Raw genomic sequence first — 17895 nt, 5'->3', positions numbered from 1 at the left:
CTACCTAAGCATGTATCTTTGACCTATTCGATTTCTGCCGCTCCGATTGATGGCAGTTCGGGACGGCGCGTCCCGGCAAAGGAAATCATCGAGTTGGGCTCGGCCATCGCTGCACCAAGCGCTGGGGATCCGACCTCTGGCAACCAGATGCGTCCACTGTCTGAAGGGGTCGCAAATGCGGCATTCAACGTCCTGACAGTATCAAAATCCCGATACCCATTGTAGCGCGGCGTGAACGCAAAGACGGGTGTCAGCGTGCCATCGGGAGGCGAGACGTTGACGGTTCCATAAAGGGTCCGCGGCACATCGCGGTTCGGCTCGTGCAAGAGATTGTTTTCGTAAGTGATCGTAAAACCATTCTCGTTGATAAGCGGCCGGGTTTCTCCGGTGCTGCCGAACAGGTTCCCAGGAGACAACAAGTTCACCAGCGTATTATTGTAAATGATACTCGGAGTTGTCAGGTTGCCCGCCGCAATCCCGGAACCGGAATCACGGAACACGAACATCACGTTGGCGTTGATCCCAAACCCACCGATAGACCTGTTGTCACGCTGCACATCCGGTTGGATCAGGAAATTGTTGCGCCATGTACTACCACCATATGAAACCACAGCCAAATCGGTAGACATGAAGCCACCCAAGAGAATGTTTCCATCGATCAAAGCATTCACATGAGTGTCCGGATTGTTGCCATCACCATTTGCCATGGTCACAACGGGCCCAGCACTTTCCATCACGCTGGCACCAAGGTTAAGCCGCGCGCCTGCGCGCGATGCACTATCTGCGAAACGGATACAGGGCTGTACGCCGTAGACGGAGCCTTGGCCAAACCATCCATTCCGCGAGAAAATGTCAGTTGCCCAAATGTGGGCACGTTTTGGGCCACCAAAACGGACGGGACCTTGGGTGTTGTGCCGTGGAGGTGACGTTCTTGGCCCGCCGCTCGAGGCATTGACATGCTGCGTCAACCGCGCGCCGGTATAGGCACTTGAAACCTGTGTGGAACTGTCAAACACTGCGTATGCCTGCCAGTCGGAAATCGCCGTGTTGTTGATCGTGTAGATGGTTTCCCGATCGCTGTTGGCCGATTGGTAGGCAATTGCCCAGCCGGAAAACTCACAATCATCATAAAGCGTATAGTTGGAACCCGCCTCTGCGGCCAGAGCAAAGGTCACAGCCGCCCCGGACTCTGTTGTACTGTCCCAAGGCCCTCGGCAATCAAGGCCGGCAAAAACGATATCTGCTTCCGCATTGGGCGATGTTCCAGCGCGCAGCGCATCATTGAACAGCAAGGAACCATTTCCAAAACGACCGTTTTCCAGCGTCAGAACTGGCTTGGCGCCCGTGCCGGAGTTGGCCTCAATACGGAAACTGGTCGGGCCAAGAGGTGTATTATAAAGGGCTAGATTGCGGGCAGCCGTAACAACATGTGTTTGCCCCCGCTCCAGGATTACACGGCGCGGGCCAGCGCTGCTGGGCATTTGCTCAATCGCGGCTTGGATATTGTCATAGCGTACCGCGCCAGCAGGGGCATTGGGATAGCCGCCAGCCAAGCCATTGGTATCAACGAACAGCGTGGCAGCGCCCTCGAACGCTTCGGACGCGGGTCGAATGCGTGGTGTGTTCGCTGACGCTCCACCAATCCGAAACGTACCGAACCCAATATTCCCGGACGACGGCTCGACGACAGCCACACGCACAACGAAATCACCAGACTCGCGATATGTGTGCGCCCCCAGCGGACCACGACTCCAACGGCTGTCGAGATTGCCGTCTTGCACCTTTTCGGGTGCCGTGAATTGATAACTGTCGCCATAGTCCCAGAAAACACACTTGTCATGGTAACTGGGGTCATAGGCCGCATCATCGCTGAGCGTATTTGTATCGAACCCGGAAAGCGTCAGATCGAACTGGAACGCCTCGGGCGCTGCCTGCAAATTACTACGGCGAGCTTTAATCTCAACCGAAACGCCCGGCGTTGGCTCCAAGTCCCAAATTGAATCGCCTTCTGACATTTGGCCCCATGATGTTGTCATCACGCCGTCAATAGACACGACACTGCCCATCGGAAAACCACTAAAGCACACGGATGGCATTGGAATACTCCTATCTGTTTGGATTGTGCAAGAAAGCCAACGGGTTCCAGCCCATTCAGGGCACGGTCACTCCGTTTGAGTTACTTGCCGTGTTAAGGAACCCTTGCGAGGCCGTTGCAGTAATGCGGAGGGTGGTGCCCTGATCGCCTGACTGTATCACGTAGACAGGAGCATCCGGATCGCTCACATCTACCGCAGCAGAATAGGCAATCACCGGCTCTCCCAAATCCGGGTCATAGGCAAACAAAGCAGGCGTGATGGCCAGGGCCTCGCCCGGCGCGGTGGTCGTCGAAACAGCAAGCACGGGCGGCACCAGGACTACAGGGCCCGCTGCCAATACCAATGGGTCAACGCGGTAGGTCCCCGCGTACGCTTCGCTCGACTGGTCCACCGAAAAGCGACGCCCATCATTGCCGTCAATGCGCAGCGTGCCATCAACTTCAAGCACAACCTCGAACAGGTCAGGCGGCGGCGGTGCGGCACCAATGTCCACGGCGTTCGACATGCTATCTGTGGCGAGCCCGCCTTGCGTTGCCGTCGCGGTGATCGCGACAGTGTCGCCTTGATCGCCGACCTGCACGATATAGACTGGATTGGAGGGATCACTCGCATCTACTCCAGCGGAATAGTCAATAATTGGTTCTCCCAAATCCGGGTCATAGGCAAAAAGTGCCGGAGAGATGGCCAGCACCTCGCCCGGCGCGGCGGTTGTCGACACCGCAAGCACGGGCGGCACCAGGACCACGGGGCCCGCTGCCAGTGCCGCTGGGTCAACGCGGTAGTTGCCTGCATACGCATCGCTCGTCTGGTCCACCGCAAAGCGGCGGCCATCATTGCCGTCGATGCGCAACGTGCCATCAGCTTCAAGCACAACCTCGAACTGACCAGGCGGCGGCACTATGATTGCGAGGGAGTTTTGCGCCCGACCGCCATGGGTATTCATTCCACGCTCGCGCAGCTGAATGGGACGACCGTAATCCTCGGGCTGCAGGACATAGGTCCTGCCCCATGCACCTTTGATGTTCTTCTTATCCCGTCTCCACCGATAGGTGAGATTCGGAGGCTCAATGCTGTCGTCATGGGCCCAAAGCCCAGGCTGGACCAGGTACAGCGTGCCAGCCACCGCATCATAGGCAATTTGCGGGCGCATAAGATACGTGGGGCGGTAATCGAGCCGATTGTATTCAACGCTGTACTCGCCAGCGTATCGCGTCGGCTCCTCCACCTGCACTGTCATCACAGCACGGTCGACTGGCAGCGGTACGATGTTGTCGACATCAGAGCTGATCGACAAATCTCTCACCAATTGGCTGTCAGCCGTGGCACGCAAGCCGGAACTCCCAGTCCCGGCGCTCATCCGAACAGGACCCTTACAACATGGACACCTGAGTGTTCAGGTGTGGTCCAGTGGGACATAAAAACATCAGACATGGGCAAAATCCCTTCATGCGTTTGGAATACTGCGCCAACGGCTGGAAAGCCAATTTGATAAAGACCGCAGGCACAGCGGTATCTGCATCGCACCAAAGCATTGCCCCAACTCTTTTTGAGGCGGTTAACGAAGCGTTCGCAGACATCGGGCAGGGCCCATGGCCTGATAAGAAGCGCCGTGCTATCATCATGGTTTGTGCTTAATTTTTAAGGAAAAACGTGGCATATACTGCCGTCATTGAGCTCCTCGGCAGGCAGGGGCAAACGCGAAGTTGCAAACCAATGGATAAAAAATCGTGATACCACCGGTCGCAGCTCTACTCAGCTGGCCCCTTGTCGTTTGGGTCGCTGCGCGGGGGCGTGAACCAGCGTTCATTCTGATTTTCTGTGTGCTGGGTGGCTATCTGTTTTTACCGGAGCAGGGCGGTATCGATCTGCCAGCAGCCGGTGCGTTGGACAAGCTGACAATACCGGTTCTATGCGCTTTATTGTTTTGCTCAATGGCCCAAGCGCGCCAGACCAAAGACATAACTGTTCTGACGGGGTGGCTGCCAAAACAGATGCTGGTCATCGGATTGATCAGCGTACTTATTATCGGCCCCATTCTCACGGTCCTGACGAATCCAGACGCTTTCTTTTCCAACGGTCAGTTCCGACCAGGCCTGCGCATCTACGATGCGGGGGCCATCATTCTGGCAGCCATCTACACGATCCTGCCTTTGCTGTTGGCGCGAAAATTCTTGGCTCATCCGAAAATGCATCGCCTTCTGCTTATGAGCTTTTGCATTGCGAGCCTGATCTACACGCCACTGATCCTGTTCGAACTCCGTATGTCGCCACAGCTCAACAACATGATCTACGGTTTCTTTCCGCATTCCTGGCTGCAACACTTGCGCGGCGACGGATATCGCCCGGTGGTTTTTATGCACCATGGGCTTTACCTGAGCATCTTTCTTGTAGCCGCCGTAATCGCAACGTTCGGACTCGCCCGTCTCAATACGGGACCGACACGCACCAAATTTCTGGTGACTGGATGCATGCTCTTTGTAATTTTGGTTTTCAGCAAATCCCTCGGGGCGCTGGTCATCGCCGTTCTACTCATACCGCTCGTACTGTTCTTACCAAAGCGGCTGCAAATCTTCGCTGCGGCGCTGATAGGGTTGATCGCGCTGTCCTATCCCGTTGCCCGGGGTGCCCACCTTGTCCCGGTGGACTGGTTGTTGGCGAAAGCCATGTCCATTGATCCGGACCGTGCTGCATCACTCGGTTTCCGGTTCCACTTCGAGGAACTATTGCTGCAGCGTGTCGAAGAACGCCCGCTATTTGGTTGGGGCGGTTATGGCCGCTGGTTTCTCACTGATCAAGATACAGTGGCTGATGGCGGGTGGATCATCGACATGGCCGAAAGCGGTTGGGTCGGTTACTTTTCTAAATTTGGGCTGCTGGGCCTTCCCATCATTCTTATCTGGTGGCGGGCTCGCCGTGACGGGATTGGAATGGAAAGCGCAATCATTGCGTTAGCACTGACCGCCGGCTTGATCGATCTCATTCCCAACTCAGGTATGACCCCGGACAAATGGCTGCTCGCTGGGGCCCTTTGGGGACGGCTGGAATTGGGGCGCATCAGTGAAAGCGAGGAGCAAACTGTCGACGCACCACCATTGCGCTTCGGCGCCCGGCACCCGGCCACGCAAGCAGAACCCAATGATACGGGTGACCCTGTCAGCATCTACACCCGGCAACGCAAGCGGATCGAACGACGCACATGACTGATCCCATCGCCGCAATCATCATCGGCCGCAACGAGGGAGATCGTCTCCCGCGGGGATTGGCCTCTCTGCAGGGCGTAGCGCGGGTGATCTATGTCGACAGCGGCTCGACAGACGGATCACAAGACGCGGCACTCGCCGCTGGAGCCGAAGTCGTCGCACTGGACATGACGCGCCAATTTACTGCCGCGCGTGCGCGAAATGCAGGGTTGGACCATCTGCGCTCAACAGGCTCACGACCGGCTTTCGTGCAATTCATGGACGGCGATTGCGAGCTGCAGGCAGGTTGGCTGGCTGCCGCAGCCGCCGTACTCGAAGCGGATGCGGGCCTTGGCGTCGTTTTTGGCCGCCGACGGGAACGCTTTCCAGAAGCCACGATATACAATCGGTTTTGCGACTGGGAGTGGGATGTGCCCGTGGGAGAGGCCCGGTCTTGCGGAGGCGATGCTCTGATGCGGATGGACGCGCTAGACGCAATAGGCGGTTACAATCCCGGCCTTATAGCGGGGGAAGAGCCGGAAATGTGTGTCCGCCTGCGGGCCGCAGGCTGGGCCATACAGCGCATCGATCACGAGATGACACTCCATGATGCGGCAATGACCCGGTTTGGCCAGTTCTGGTCGCGCGCGCGGCGAGCAGGCCATGCCTGGGCCGAAGGTGCTTATTTGCATGGCGCTCGCCCGGAACGGCACAGTGTTCCAGAAATGCGAAAGGCTCTGATTTGGGGAATCGCCGTTCCGTTCATGATCTTCGCTCTCGCCCTTGCCACAGGTCCTATCGCGCTTGTGTTGCTTGCCGTCTATCCCACACGCGCCATACGCTTTGGCCTGCGCGAGGGCGGAACAGCCGAGGCATGGGAAAGAGCCCTCTTGTTGAGCATCGGAAAATTTCCAGAAGCCCTTGGAGTAGTAGAATTTCATGTCAGACGGTTGGTCGGACGTCCTCGAGGGCTCATTGAATACAAATGAGGATCAGTTCGCGCCCACCCCTAGGCGCGAGCTTGGCACACTAGCCAGAACCCCACCGACGATAAAACCACACAGATGCGCCTCTTAGGCCATTTGCCCTCACAGCCCACCAAAGCATCACATTGATGACAATCAACATGGCTGTCCATCGCGCTGGGGGCCACAAGCTTTTACGCAAGACGTACCCTTTGATAAAACCCAGACCAAAGAGTGCACCAACCAGACCGAACAACGCCCCAGGCGCTTCAAAGGCCTAGACTGAGCACGGGCGCATTAAGAGCAAGCCGGTACGCGACCTTATCCCGGCCAAAGCGACGACCGCTCCTTTTCGATCTCGGCAACTGCACGCGCCTTGCCAACCATCAAAGCACGCGTCTGATAGCGACGGATGAAGGCGCGTAATTCTTGGTCCGCGTGGCGGTCCGCACTGCGCAGCATCGCACCTAAGTAGCCCTGCATGATCGCAAGACCGCCCAAAACATAGGGCTTTTGACGCATTTTGTTGATAGCAGAGGCAACCAGAAACAGAGGGCCCGTGCCCATGTAATACTGACCAAACCCATGCCTGCGGCGACCGGTAAAAATGCCTGCTTGGCTCGACCCCATCGGACGCAGATGGTTAAAGCGCAATTCCGGCACGTCCCAGCTGACCGCCTTCCAACCCAACATACGTGCCTTGTGGCAGTCGATCCCGTCCCACATGACCTCGCGCACGAACCCGCCAAGGGCCTCAAACGCCGTAACGCGATAGAACTTGGTCATGCCAAGGGACATGTCATCCGAAATACTCTCGGATACCATGTTGCCCTTTTCATCCTCGAAGTAAGCCTTGCCCGAACACGAAGCGATGCGTGGATCTGCCTCCATCCGTTCCATAAGACCTTCGAAATAGCCGTTCGGCAAATCCAGGTCCAAATCCAGCTTGCAAAGGTAACTGTAGTCAGACGGATTGATCGTGTCGTAACCGACATAGAAAGCCTCGATCACCCCTGGACCAACAGCACGTTTGCCACGGTCGGGCTTGGGCACAACACGGATCCAGTCGTGACGCGCAGCGTAGTCTGCAAGGATCAGAGGTGTCTCGTCAGAAGATCCGTCATCTACGATTACCCATAAAGCCGGTGTGATAGTCTGAGCCACCACGCTGTCCAACGTGCGGCGCATATATTCGGCCTCGTTTCGACATGGGGAAATCAGGACATACCCGAGAGGATCAGCCATGGTTCATCGGTCCTAATGCGAATTAATCAATGGCAACGTTCTTGCCCGTTAGAAGCCGTCCCTGCAAGGGTTGCCGACTGGCAACGTGGTCTCTTTTTTGCGTCGGTGACATGTAAAATGTCTCAACAACGTTTCCATACTGAGCTATTGTTGTGTCGGTTAAACTTCGATTTTTTTGAAACAGTATAGCATTTCCAGGGAACGCAGGACCGATGACCGCTTATTACAACATCGACCCCGACACGCTTTTGATCGATAATGAAACGGCCAAGGCCGCAGGCGCTGCCAAGGCGGAAATCTATCAGGTCGCAGAACCCTATCACCACGCATGCATCGATAACTTCCTGCCCGAAGCCCTGCTCGAAAAGGTTCTGGAGGAGCTTAAAACTCTCCCAGAACCAGAAGAAGGCTACAGCCGCGCCCAGGAGAACCTGAAGTTCTCCTTCATTCCCGAACGCCTGCCCGCATACACCAAGAACCTGTTCTATGCGTTCAATTCGCGCCCGTTCATACTGTTTCTGGAGCAAATGACCGGTATCAAGGGGCTTATCCCTGATCCCTATTTTATGGGCGCCGGCATCCACAAGACGCTCAATGGCGGGCATCTGGATATCCACGCCGATTTCAACCTGCATGGGCCCATGCAAGTCGAGCGTCGGCTAAACGTGCTGATCTACCTCAACCGGGATTGGAAAGAGGAATACGGCGGCTCGTTCGAGGTCTGGGACAAGGGAATGACCCAGAAGATGAACAGCTTCGTGCCGAAATTCAACCGGATGGTCTGTTTCTCTACTGGCTCAGATACGTTTCACGGGAACCCTGAACCGGTGAACCATCCCGAGGGCGAAGCACGCCAATCGATAGCGCTCTATTACTACACCGCCACGTGGGATGCGACGCGCAAGGAACACACCACACTCTTCAAGCCGCGCCCTGGCTCCAAGGACAAGGCCGACCGGCTGGTCGCGCGTCGCGCGCTGATACAGGACATTCTGCCGCCCATCATGTATCGCAAGCTGGCTGGGCCTCTCAGCCGTATCGGGTTCTGAAAACACCTCTCGCCCATAAGTAGAAGACTGTGGGCCGCAAGTAAAAACTCCGTCAGATGGGCCCCGAAACTGGACCCAGTATTTGCAGTCTGGCCATAGTCAGGCCACAAAAGTGACTAGTATTCGTACAAGGTTTTATTGGATTTGAACGCGCATGTATTCTTCGGAAACCGTTTCGTTTTGGCACCGCAGCACGGCGTTCCTGCACTGGGGCACATTCTGGCTGCTGATCATGGCTCTTGGGGCTTTGGTGTTCTTTTGGGACGGCACCCGCGCGCTTCTTGCGGCCTGGCAACTTCCTGAATATAGTCACGGGCCACTGATCCCAATCCTGTCTGCTCTGCTGTTCTTGCGCCAGCTGAAATCGGTGCCAGAAAATCCTGGGCCGGTGCGTGCCCGCTGGCCGGGGATAGTGGTCATCCTTGCGGCAATAGCTCTTGGCACCTTGGGCAAGCTAGCCAGCATAGATGACATTGTGGCCTATGCGCTGATCCTGTGGGTCGGTGGCATCCTTCTTATCAGCTTTGGCTGGAGAACGGGCAAGCATTTCTGGCCCCCCGTATTGCACTTGGTTTACATGCTCCCACTGCCGGGCGTACTTTACTACAAGATGACCACCTGGTTGCAATTCATCTCGTCTGAACTGGGGGTGTGGTTACTAAAACTGATGTCGATACCGGTCTTCCTTGACGGTAACATCATCGATCTTGGCGTCATGAAACTGCACGTGGCCGAAGCCTGTTCGGGCCTGCGATATCTGTTCCCGATCCTCAGCTTTTCCTACATCTTCGCGGTGCTGTACCGCGGCCCCATGTGGCACAAGGCGGTTCTTCTGATTTCCGCCGCCCCCATCACAGTGCTCATGAATTCGGTGCGGATTGCTCTAGCCGGCGTAATCGTGGACTACTTTGGCCCCGATTGGCTGGACGGGTTCACCCATTTTTTCGAAGGCTGGGTCATTTTTGTGATCTGCATTGCCCTACTGTTCTTGTTGGCCAAGATCATGCTGCTGTTTCATCAGCGAAAAATGAGCCTGCCTCAGGCATTAGATCTGGATACGGACGGGTTGGTGACACAGGCGTTGCGGTTGCGATTGGTGCAGCCGTCAGCAACGTTGATCGGAGCTACTCTGGCTATATTGGCAGCAATCGCGCTGTTTCAAGCTGTCCCCCAACGCGGCGACTACACGGTGCCTCGTGACAGCTTTGCGTTGTTCCCGCGCAGCTTGGGAGATTGGCAACAGGTAGGTCCGCAACAGTACCTTTCGGCGGATGTCGAAACCGTTCTACGCGCGGATGATTATCTGCAGATCGATCTGGCTCACAAAGACACCTCTGATCCCGACATCGGTCTTTTCTTGGCCTGGTACAATGATCAGTCCAAAGGGGGCGTACACAGCCCAGAGATTTGCCTGCCCGGTGGCGGATGGGAAATTGCCTGGCTTGAACGCACGGACATGACGGCCGAACTAAACAGCACCACACCCTTCGAGCTGAATAAGGCGATCATTCAGAAGGGTGAAATCCGGATGATGGTTTATTATTGGTTCGAGCAGAAAGGTCGACGCATCGCTTGGGATTTCGAAGCCAAATACTGGCTGATGATGGATGGTATTCGTACGGGTCGTACGGACGGGGCCCTCGTCAGGTTAACAACTCTGATCGACGCGGGTGAAAGCGACGCCAATGCCGCTAAACGATTGAACGGGATGGTCGCCGATCTGATGCCTACCTTGCCTCGGTTCATCCCAATCGACTGAAGCATGCACACGCGGGTCGGAAGTATTCAAAAGGCTCTAAGCCGTGCAATTTGCCAGGTTTTGTATCGCGAATGTTCTGACGGGGCACTTGGCATCGATTGCCGCAGCCACAGCGCTCTTGCAGGGCTTAGCGGCTGCGAAGTAATTTGGAGCGTACGCCATGTTAAGATCCAGTCTTGTCTTTTTGACGACACCATCGAACTTCCTGGTCCTCCTGATTGTTCTGGGTTTGGGTCTAATGCTCATGCGCTCGCGAAGGCTGGGCTTGTCATGTAGCACGCTCGGCACGATGGGGCTTTTGACCTTTGGTTACACATCCGCCGGCGAGTTGCTGATGGCGCCTCTTGTGACCCGCTTTCCGCCAGTATCAATCGACACGGCCCCAGCGCCCCATGGCATTGTAATCGTGGGCAGTGGCGTCAATGAAGTACACGCCCAACACACCGGTGCCATATTGGAGTTGACGGAAAACGGGGACGCGGTACCGATCGCGGCACTAATTGCACAGCGCTATCCACAGGCCCGCATTGTCGTCAGTTCGGGCAGCACACTGCCTGCGCCTTTGGGTCCTGCCCATGGCATTCAACGCATCCTTCAGGAATTTGGCGTTGCCAAGGATCGGATTGCCATCGATCCCTCCTCCACCAGCACTGTCGAGCGTGTGCGCAATGCCATCAACTTGATCGGCGAGGATAAGGACAAAACTTGGTGGGTCATAAGCTCGGCCCACCGCATGCCCAGGGTGATGGGTGTCTTTCGGACCATGGGGATGGAACCCCTGCCCTACCCGGTCGACTTCCGGTGGATTCCACCTTTCGACCCGCTCTACACTTATCCTCTGACGGACGGGCTGAGAATGACAGACGCGGCAGTCAAGGAATGGAGAGGGCTCACGCTCTATTGGTATCAGGGGCACATCAGCGCCTACTTCCCATCTCCTTGAGCCTGCAAGCGTTTGATAGCCGCAGCTAAAGGCATCGCACGGACACCCCCCTGCCCCGGCACTTCGCGGTCAGATGCATAGACCAGAAGTCGTTCTGCAGCATTCAATTCCTCGGCGGCGATATGGAAACCGCGTGTGACTTTTGGGCTGGTCGTACGTTTGATCTCAATGGCCCAGATCACATCTGCGGGGAGCTTCAGGATCAGATCTATCTCTGCTCCGGCGGAGGAACGGTAGAAGCTTGCTTCGCTCCCACGCGGTGCTGCGGCGATCAGGTTTTCTATACAGAAACCTTCCCATGAACCGCCGACTACAGGGTGGCCCAACAGTGCTTCCATGGTCTCAATGCCCAAAAGAGCGTGTGTTAGACCCGCATCACGGATATAGACCTTGGGTGATTTGACCAATCGTTTGCCGGCATTCGCATGCCAAGACGGCAAACGTCGGACCAGCATCAGATCCACCATCAGATCAAGATAGCGGGCGACGCTTTGCCCGGAAACACCCAGTCCTGCAGCCAGCTTCGCAGCGTTCAGCAAACCACTCTGCTCATGTGCCAACATCGTCCAGAACCGCCGCAGCGTTTCTGCTGGAATACGTAAACCAAAGCTTGGGATGTCACGCTCCAGATAGGTACGGATGAAGTCCTCGCGCCAAGTCATGCTGGTTCTATCTGATGTCGCCAAAAAACTGTCTGGAAATCCGCCACGTAGCCAGAGCCCGGGTAAGGTTTCCTCGCCTACCTCGTCCAATGTGAACGGAGTGAGTTCATGATAGCTGACCCGCCCAGCCAGGGATTCCGCGCTTTGCTGCAAGAGCGTGTTCGAGGCTGAGCCCAAGAGCAAGAATTGCCCTGTGCGATATCCCGTTCTACGCCGCCTGTCGATCTGACCGCGTAAAGCTCCAAAAAGCCCGGGTATCAGTTGAACCTCATCGATGACCACGAGCTTGCCGACTTGTTCATCGAGATAAAGATCCGGCTCTTCGAGAACTTGTCGGTCCGACTGACGCTCCATATCGAGATAAATGGCATCGCGGGCATCTGCGATGTCTTGCGCAAGTGTGGTCTTACCGACCTGACGAGGTCCCAGAAGCACGACCCCCGCTTGGGTGGCTAAGGCTTCGTTGATCCGATTTAGGTGATTTCGCGTGATCATACCTCGCATTTATGCCATCTAATGGAAGATTTACAGGGTTATTTATGGGCTGCCTAAAGACTTAGGCTGCTCAGCGGTCAGTCGCTCCATAGACCAGTGGTGCAACTTCGGCGACGCATCGAAGACACGGTCTACGTCCTCATCCGGGGCAAGGAACGCGACCTGCCACATCGGCACCATCTCGATAGGCTTTGTGTCAAAGCCTGTGTTCAGAATGCTCGTTGTTCGGTTCCTCCCGGTTGCCGTTACAAAGCTGGCACTGTCAGTCTTCGAAAATGTCGGTGGGTCGGCCGTCAATCGTTTCGACATTCTTGCGTTGCCAGTATTCTGTTACGCCATCAGGCCTCAACCTGTCATAGTAAGGTTCAAGATCTTCTTCGCCGCGTGATCGGCGCAGGTCCATCTCTGGCACGCCCGTGCCGCAGGACGTCTGAACAAGGTCGATATCCAGGTCGAAGATTTGGCGGCTTCCGCCCATCTTGGCGAATTTGGAAACCAGTGAACCCCATTCCGCATCGCGCGGATGATAGGTTTTCGCCTGGCCGTAGACGCGCAGGATCATGGGATTGCCCTCGAATGCGCAAAACATGAGGGTCATGCCTCCAGTCGCTTGCACATGGGCAGCGGTCTCGTTGCCACTGCCAGACAGGTTGAGCCAGACAATCCGGTTGTCGTCCTCGATCCTGAGCGTGTCCATTCCCTTGGGGGAGACATTCACACGCCCGGTCGTATCCGCTGTCGCCACGAAAAAGACGGGCTGCTTTTCAATAAATTTCCGAAGTGTTCCGTTGAGTTTCTTTCCTGTCGCCATGGTTATGCCTTCGATAGTTAGCTGATAGTCAAAAGGACCGTGTTGGGTCTCGATGGCCAGATCGCGACCAACACGGCCGCCATTGAATGCTGGAACAGTTTTATCAATTGCCAGCCCGGGTTTTGCCGATGTCCGACAATGCGAGCGCGCCGTTGGAAGGCAGCGGCATGTGGGCGATGGAGGATGCATCGTTCCGGGTCAGCTCGATGTCACGCAGATGCTTGTCGGACAGCTTTTTGAGGCTTGCTTTCATTATCTGGCGATCAATGAACTTGCGAACCATTGCTGCGGCGGCCTCAACCAACCCTGCAAACGTCTCGGTCATCCGGGTCTGGTTCAGCGGTGCGGTGTGCGAAATGAAGGTCATCTGATTTCTCCTTGGGTTGGTGTTCGTTGTTCTGATGCAATCAACCTCGCATGCCCCCGCCGTCACCGGGCAGTGTAGAAACTGGACCGACCCCGATACAGAAAGTGTACCAGCCTGAAATTGCGTTGCGCGGGTAAGCTACAGGGATCACGCGCTCGCTGCGCTGGAGCTTTGGAATATGACAACCAAACCCTATGGCCTCTTTTGCCCCACCTCGAAGGCATGCGACATTCTCATGCCGCGCTGGATAATCCAAATCTTGGGCGAGCTTTGGGGCGGTTCAACGCGCTTCAATGAGATAAGGCGCGGGCTTCCGGGGATTTCGCCCACGCTGCTAACAAAGTGGTTGAAAGAGCTGCAAGAGAACGGAATTCTGCAGCGCGTAGAAGATCAGGCGACCGGCAACATCGACTATCTCCGAACGGAGAAAGCGGCGGAACTGGATTCAATTTTGGCAGGCCTGGCGAAATGGGCGCAGCATCACATCAAGGCCGAGATCGCGCTGGCGGACCGGGATGCAGATTTGCTGATGTGGAACGTGCGTCGCCAGATCGATCTTGACGAACTACCGGCCAAGCAAAACGTAATGCGGTTAAATTTCTCTGATGTGACATCCCCGGCATCGACATATTGGCTGATCACCAAGCCCGGCGAGACCGTCGAGCTATGCGCGAGTGATCCCGGTTTTGACGTCGACCTCTACATCGAAACCGAAGTCGCTGTCATGACGAGCTTCTACTTGGCTCGCAGGTCTTTCGAAAGCGCCGTGGTCGATGAGAAGTTCTTCATGAGTGGCGATCAAAGGTTCATCAAGACGTTCCAGAGGTGGCTGAAGTTCAGCATGCACTCTCATGCCGATGATATCGCTCAGATCAACGATCTTGTGCTCACAAGCTAGCAGGTGCAACGGCCGCCCATGTTTGCAAGCAGACATTCAACGTCTGATGGGATAGGGCAAAAAAGTCCGCATTGTTGCCATCTAGCTATGCCCTATCAATGTCGGTTTTCGGAGATGGGCGTACAGGCAAGAGTTATTCGCCGGCTTTCATATGCCGTCCTCGCCTTTGCCGCTAGATGGGGCCACTATTCTTCACATAGCGTTGCATGACATGCTGGTCGCAGGGGCTGTCCCGAACACGAAGGTCAGTTGCCGGAATTGTTCCCTGCCCTGTCGCGTCATTCCGTGCAGAACATAGTTCAGGCCCCCTGCCCTTCTGAGCTTCGATGCGCCTTCGGTGTACCTAGGTCTTAGGCCCGTGCACTTTGACCATCATTGCAACACCAGATGAAGGAGCGCAGCAATTACCGCCAACTGTACTAAATTCGCAGGTGCCGGTATCGAGTCCGCCAATGGTGTCGGTTCGATCTCCATCCTGACCTCGGAAATCGACATAACCGTCGAGCCGATTGCAAGCGATAATCCGATAGCCCTCACGCACCACGTTCTCGGCCGCTCGCCACGCGGCCGCCTGGTTCAATGCGCCGGTATCTGGAAGAAGCAGAACCGTGACACCGGCACCGACTAGTTAACGATGACGATCTGTGACTACCGCTTCAACCCCAATCTCGCTTATCAGGACAATGACTCGCAGCAAGCCATGATTCCGTGGGCGCCGAAGGAAACCTGACCATGACCTCCTGCGGGGCGCTTGGTCCCGGCGGTGGGTTTACAGCTGTAAACCCACATGGTTAGTTGGGGCGTGAATGTAGTCTGTTCCTGCCTAACTAGACACTAAATAAGCAAAAAATCTTGACTTAATCGGGTGAATCACACCACTTGTTCCTAAGTGGCGCGAAAAAGGCTACATTTTAGAATTTGGGGCAACCACATGATTCCCGTGACACCACTTGATACCGAAAGGCCATCAACCCTCGCAACCGAGATTTCGGAACGGTTGAACGCCGCGATAAGGGAGCACTTGCTCGCGGCGTTCGCGCCTGACAATACCAAGTCCCTGCGTAGCTTTGCAGCTCCCGAGGTGGCCGAGTTGCTTGGTGTCTCCGGCCAATTCATGCGCAAGGTACACGCCGAGGGCACGGTGCCCGAGCCAATCGAAATCCGTGCCGGCCGTCGCTACTACTCCGCCCAGGAAATCTGGAATGCGCGTGACATTCTCGAGCGATCGTCGCGTACGAAGGGCCGCTACGTGCCCCGGCGATCTCCGGGAGAAAAGCTGCAAGTCTGGCAGCTCATGAACTTCAAGGGTGGATCGAGCAAGAGCACCACGACCATACACCTTGCCCATTACTTCGCGCTTCGCGGCTACCGGGTACTTGTTGTGGACCTCGACCCGCAGGGTTCACTTACTTCGATGTGCGGGATCAGCCCGGAGATCGAGTTCGATGGGCTCACGATCTACGATGCGATCCGTTACGACGATCCCGTGGATATGGCGGAAATCGTGGAGGAAACCTATTTCCCGGGTCTGTCCATTGCACCATCGCGGCTGATCCTCTCCGAGTTCGAAACAGAATCAGCCGTTCACTCGAACCCCGACCAGCCGTTCTTCACGCGTATTTGCAATGCGCTTGCACAGGTTGAAGGAAATTTCGACCTGGTCCTGATGGACAGCCCTCCCCAGCTCGGGTTCCTCACGATCGCGGGCATGGCGGCGGCGAGTTCGCTGGTCGTGCCGCTCACGCCATCGATGTTGGACGTGTCGTCCACCGCGCAGTTCCTGGAACTTGCGGGTGCCTACATGGGCGTTATCGAAGACGCGGGTGCGTCCTTGCAGTATGATCACTTCAAGTTCCTCGTTACGCGGGACGAACCCACGGACGTACCCTCGCAGCAGCTCACCTCCTTTATGCGCGCGCTATTTCAAGAAAGGGTCATTTCGGCCACCGCGCTTAAGAGCACGGCGATCAGCGATGCCACTATGCTCAAGCAGTCGATTTACGAGGTCGTTCGGTCCGAGATGACCCGCGCGACCTATGATCGTGCAAAGGGATCAATGGATGCCGTTGGCAACGAGGTTGAGCGTATGATCCACCAAGCATGGGGACGCACTTAATGGCCAGGAAATCACTGCAAGAGATGTCTGGAATCGCGAGCACGATTGCCCGTTCCGGTGCGAAGCCGACCGACAAGGTCGCGAAAACAAGCGCGCCCGCGTTGGGAGCGCTGCAAGGGTCGCTCGCGGCCATACGCGAAATTGACCCTGACCTTGTTGATGACTGGGGGCCATCCGATCGGCTGGACGAGTTTACAGCTGTAAACCCCGGGGATGATGATGAGAGCTTCGAGGCATTGAAAAACAGCATCCGGGAAGGCGGCCAACAGGTTCCGATCTTAGTGCGGCGTTCGAAAACGGAAGGCCGTTTCGAGGCGATTTACGGCCGCCGTCGTCTGAAAGCCTGCTGCGAGCTTGGCATCAAGGTACGAGCGAATGTCCAGGACCTCGATGATGCGACCGCGCTCTTAGCCAAGGGGCTGGAGAATGCCGTGCGCCGCAATCTCTCGTTTTACGAAAAGGCTCGGTTCGCCGAGGCCATTCTTGAAGCTGGGCATGATAGCGCAACGGCAAAGCAGGTCTTAAACCTGTCCAAGTCGGGCCTGTCACACCTGGCAAAGGTTACCCAAAATGTCCCGGCAAAAGTTGGGGATCTCGTGGGGTCTGCACCCAAGTCTGGACGGCCAAAATGGACGGCGCTTGCAGAGATTCTCCTTGCAGGAAAGCTGACTCAGCAAGCGGCAGTGACGTTCCTCGAGAAACTCGGATCCGGGGTGAGCTCCGACGATCGCTTGGACATGTTGATCAAGGAAGCCACCAAGCGTGGGACCCGTCAATGGAGGGGTTCCAGCGAGGTTTCGCCCGTGGACGGCGTAACGATCAAGACCGGCCGCAGTTCCGTGTCCATGTCGGTGAAAAAGTCGGGCGCAAATGCCGGGTTCGCAGAATGGTTGGATGAGAATTTGGCCGAAATAATCAAGAATTCCTACGCGGAGTTTACAGCTGTAAACCGGTCGGATGAAAACTGAGGATGAGCAGAAAGGAGAAAGGCGAACAAAGAAAAACCCCCAAAACCGAGGCTTTGAGGGCTGCTGCGCAGAACGCAACTCTTAGATTTGACACCTAGAGTCTAGCAGTCCCCGAATCACCGAACAAGAAAAAACGCTCTTGAGCGACAGGGATCTCTTTGTCGGCTGACAAAACAATGGAAAACTTCGACGAGGCTCCGTGGGGAGCACCTGAGACAGGCATGCCTCAGAACTGTGAAGGTATGTCTAACATCAACCAACCATCCGGTTGGCGCAAGCCAACGCCGGGTCTTGGCGTCGCTGAACAGCACGCGCAAGCCGGCGAACGGGTTTTTGTACCCA

The 17895-nt window shown here is 56.0% G+C and carries 14 protein-coding genes; 8 read left to right on the top strand and 6 right to left on the bottom strand.

Features of this window, described 5'->3' with window-relative positions:
* Positions 1 to 23: 23 nt before the first annotated feature.
* Both Q1A75_RS14620 and Q1A75_RS14615 read right to left on the bottom strand, forming a co-directional pair.
* Positions 24 to 2036: a hypothetical protein gene (locus Q1A75_RS14620; protein ID WP_299553856.1), complete on the bottom strand. Its 2013-nt coding sequence runs from the start codon at positions 2034 to 2036 to the stop codon at positions 24 to 26.
* Between the two features lie 115 nt (positions 2037 to 2151).
* Complete coding sequence (locus Q1A75_RS14615; protein ID WP_299553854.1) at positions 2152 to 3453, bottom strand: hypothetical protein; 1302 nt, start codon at positions 3451 to 3453, stop codon at positions 2152 to 2154.
* 370 nt (positions 3454 to 3823) lie between these two features.
* Here Q1A75_RS14615 and Q1A75_RS14610 point away from each other — a divergent pair, with 370 nt between their 5' ends.
* Both Q1A75_RS14610 and Q1A75_RS14605 read left to right on the top strand, forming a co-directional pair.
* Entirely contained in the window at positions 3824 to 5296 is a 1473-nt protein-coding gene (locus Q1A75_RS14610; protein ID WP_299553851.1) for a hypothetical protein, read from the top strand.
* Positions 5293 to 6264: a glycosyltransferase family 2 protein gene (locus Q1A75_RS14605; protein WP_299553849.1), complete on the top strand. Its 972-nt coding sequence runs from the start codon at positions 5293 to 5295 to the stop codon at positions 6262 to 6264. Before Q1A75_RS14610 ends, Q1A75_RS14605 begins: the two co-directional genes overlap by 4 nt.
* Positions 6265 to 6561: 297 nt before the next feature.
* Here the strand turns inward: Q1A75_RS14605 and Q1A75_RS14600 are convergent, their stop codons facing one another.
* Positions 6562 to 7485, bottom strand: a complete 924-nt coding sequence (locus Q1A75_RS14600) for a glycosyltransferase family A protein (protein ID WP_299553846.1) — start codon at positions 7483 to 7485, stop codon at positions 6562 to 6564.
* 212 nt (positions 7486 to 7697) lie between these two features.
* Here Q1A75_RS14600 and Q1A75_RS14595 point away from each other — a divergent pair, with 212 nt between their 5' ends.
* The 3 genes from Q1A75_RS14595 to Q1A75_RS14585 all read left to right on the top strand — a co-directional run bounded on the left by Q1A75_RS14595 (position 7698) and on the right by Q1A75_RS14585 (position 11236).
* The gene (locus tag Q1A75_RS14595; RefSeq protein WP_299553842.1) at positions 7698 to 8534 is read left to right on the top strand and encodes a 2OG-Fe(II) oxygenase; all 837 of its coding nucleotides are present in this window, start codon (positions 7698 to 7700) and stop codon (positions 8532 to 8534) included.
* Positions 8535 to 8688: 154 nt separating this feature from the next.
* Complete coding sequence (xrtD, locus tag Q1A75_RS14590) at positions 8689 to 10293, top strand: VPLPA-CTERM-specific exosortase XrtD (protein ID WP_299553839.1); 1605 nt, start codon at positions 8689 to 8691, stop codon at positions 10291 to 10293.
* A gap of 160 nt (positions 10294 to 10453) precedes the next feature.
* Positions 10454 to 11236, top strand: coding sequence for a YdcF family protein (locus tag Q1A75_RS14585; protein WP_299553836.1), 783 nt, complete (start codon positions 10454 to 10456; stop codon positions 11234 to 11236).
* Here the strand turns inward: Q1A75_RS14585 and Q1A75_RS14580 are convergent.
* The 3 genes from Q1A75_RS14580 to Q1A75_RS14570 form a co-directional block, all read right to left on the bottom strand.
* Positions 11218 to 12402, bottom strand: coding sequence for an ATP-binding protein (locus tag Q1A75_RS14580; RefSeq protein ID WP_299553834.1), 1185 nt, complete (start codon positions 12400 to 12402; stop codon positions 11218 to 11220). The genes Q1A75_RS14585 and Q1A75_RS14580 overlap by 19 nt on opposite strands.
* 253 nt (positions 12403 to 12655) lie before the next feature.
* Entirely contained in the window at positions 12656 to 13204 is a 549-nt protein-coding gene (locus Q1A75_RS14575; RefSeq protein ID WP_299553830.1) for a pyridoxamine 5'-phosphate oxidase family protein, read from the bottom strand.
* Between the two features lie 103 nt (positions 13205 to 13307).
* Positions 13308 to 13571 carry a hypothetical protein gene (locus Q1A75_RS14570; protein WP_299553827.1) on the bottom strand — a complete coding sequence of 88 codons (264 nt, stop codon included), beginning with the start codon at positions 13569 to 13571 and terminating at the stop codon, positions 13308 to 13310.
* Between the two features lie 178 nt (positions 13572 to 13749).
* Here Q1A75_RS14570 and Q1A75_RS14565 point away from each other — a divergent pair, with 178 nt between their 5' ends.
* The 3 genes from Q1A75_RS14565 (at position 13750) to repB (ending at position 17553) form a co-directional block, all read left to right on the top strand.
* A complete protein-coding gene (locus tag Q1A75_RS14565; protein ID WP_299592420.1) occupies positions 13750 to 14469 on the top strand; it encodes a helix-turn-helix domain-containing protein in 720 nt (239 codons plus the stop codon).
* Between the two features lie 931 nt (positions 14470 to 15400).
* Positions 15401 to 16585 (top strand): plasmid partitioning protein RepA, encoded by a 1185-nt coding sequence (gene repA, locus Q1A75_RS14560; protein WP_299553824.1) that lies wholly within the window; start codon positions 15401 to 15403, stop codon positions 16583 to 16585.
* Positions 16585 to 17553 carry a plasmid partitioning protein RepB gene (gene repB / locus Q1A75_RS14555; protein ID WP_299553821.1) on the top strand — a complete coding sequence of 323 codons (969 nt, stop codon included), beginning with the start codon at positions 16585 to 16587 and terminating at the stop codon, positions 17551 to 17553. The genes repA and repB overlap by 1 nt, the downstream gene beginning before the upstream one ends.
* Positions 17554 to 17895 lie beyond the last annotated feature (342 nt).

The organism is uncultured Tateyamaria sp. (assembly GCF_947504105.1).
GTDB lineage: Bacteria > Pseudomonadota > Alphaproteobacteria > Rhodobacterales > Rhodobacteraceae > Tateyamaria.
This window is presented reverse-complemented; position numbering and strand designations above follow the sequence as displayed.